2 protein-coding genes are annotated in these 1,510 nt (G+C 63.3%); both read left to right on the top strand.

Translation table 11 applies throughout. From position 1 onward, the window contains the following. A partial coding sequence (locus tag A2J01_RS22005; RefSeq protein ID WP_156519353.1) for a hypothetical protein occupies positions 1-205 on the top strand: 205 nt, incomplete at its 5' end. An 80-nt stretch (positions 206-285) separates the two neighbouring features. Further along, positions 286-1,510: glycoside hydrolase family 5 protein (locus A2J01_RS22000; RefSeq protein WP_064113582.1), on the top strand; the 1,225-nt coding region annotated here is incomplete at its 3' end.

Genomic DNA, 1,510 nt, shown 5'->3' with positions numbered 1-1,510 from the left:
GACCAATTCCGGAAGTCGTGCACTGACGGTCAATGTGGACGGAAACCGACGCAAACTCGCTGCCGGTGCACACTCTCAGTGGACGGTGCGTTCGGTGGACGGCTGGTATCAGGCCGCCGTGACGGTCGACGAAGATCCTGAATTCAAGCGCGTGCTCGTCGGACACATCGAAAACGGGCGGACCAGCGTAAGCCAACCGACGTGAATCGACACCGAGCGTTCAAGCCCAGGGCCGAATCCCCATTCGGACAAGTCAATCCATCCACACACCCAGAAGGAGTTTCCGTGCGTCGTATCCCGCTCTCCGCACTGATAGTCGCGGGCTCACTGATACTGGGCGGCGGAATTGCCGCGGCTCAGGGCAGCCTGCCCACGTCGGGGAGCGCCGATGGCACGTCGGTGCCACCGTCGTACCTGACCGACGACGCCGGGCGCTCCTTGATCCTGCGAGGGTTCAACACGGCGTCGAGCGCAAAGAGCGCACCCGACGGCATGCCGAAGTTCACCGAAGCCGATCTCGAGCGCGAACATGCCGACATGGGAACAAATTTCGTGCGTTTCCTGATCTCCTGGCGTTCGGTGGAGCCAGAGCCGGGACAGTACGACCAGGAATATCTGGACCGCGTCGAGGACCGAGTCAGCTGGTACGCCGAGCGCGGCTACAAGGTCATGCTCGACATGCATCAGGACGTCTACTCCGGCGCGATCACACCAGAGGGCAACAGTGGCAACGGCGCCGGCAACATCGGCAACGGCGCGCCGGCCTGGGCGACCTACATGGACGGCCTTCCGGTCAGCCCTCAAGACCGGTGGGAGCTGTACTACGTCCAACCCGGTGTGATGCGTGCATTCGACAACTTCTGGAACACCACCGGCCAACATCCCGAACTGGTCGAGCACTACGCGAACGCCTGGCAGGCGGTGGCCGAACGTTTTGCAGGCAATGACACCGTCGTGGCATACGACCTGATGAACGAGCCGTGGGGCGGTTCCCTCCAAGGCCCCGCCTTCGAAGGTGGGCCCCTCGCTGCCTTGTATCAGCGAACCACCAACGCCATCAGGGAAGTTGATCAGGACAGCTGGGTGTGTGTGGCCCCGCAGGCCGTCGGCGTCAACCAAGGTGTCCCCAGCGGGCTCACGAAGATCAACGACCCACGAGCCGGCGAACAGCGAATCGCCTACTGCCCACACCTGTACCCGCTGCCCCTCGACCTCGGTGACGGATACTCCGGCCTCTCACGCACACTCACCGACGCGACCATCGACACCTGGCGCGACAGCGTCGAACACATCGCAGGCAACGTACTCGGCGGCGTTCCGATCATTCTCGGCGAATTCGGGCTCGACACAACACTGCCCGGCGCAACCGACTACATCGACCGCGTCTACACGACCGCCCGAGAACTCGGCGCGGGTGTCTCCTACTGGTCCAGTGATCCAGGTCCTTGGGGCCCGTACCTGCCGGACGGATCGCAGACACTCCTCGTCGACACCCTGAACAAGCCGTATC

The organism is Rhodococcus sp. EPR-134 (assembly GCF_001647205.1).
Taxonomy (GTDB): Bacteria; Actinomycetota; Actinomycetes; order Mycobacteriales; family Mycobacteriaceae; genus Rhodococcus_F; species Rhodococcus_F qingshengii.
The sequence above is the reverse complement of the archived record's forward strand: the minus strand, read 5'-3'. Positions and strand labels throughout refer to the sequence as shown.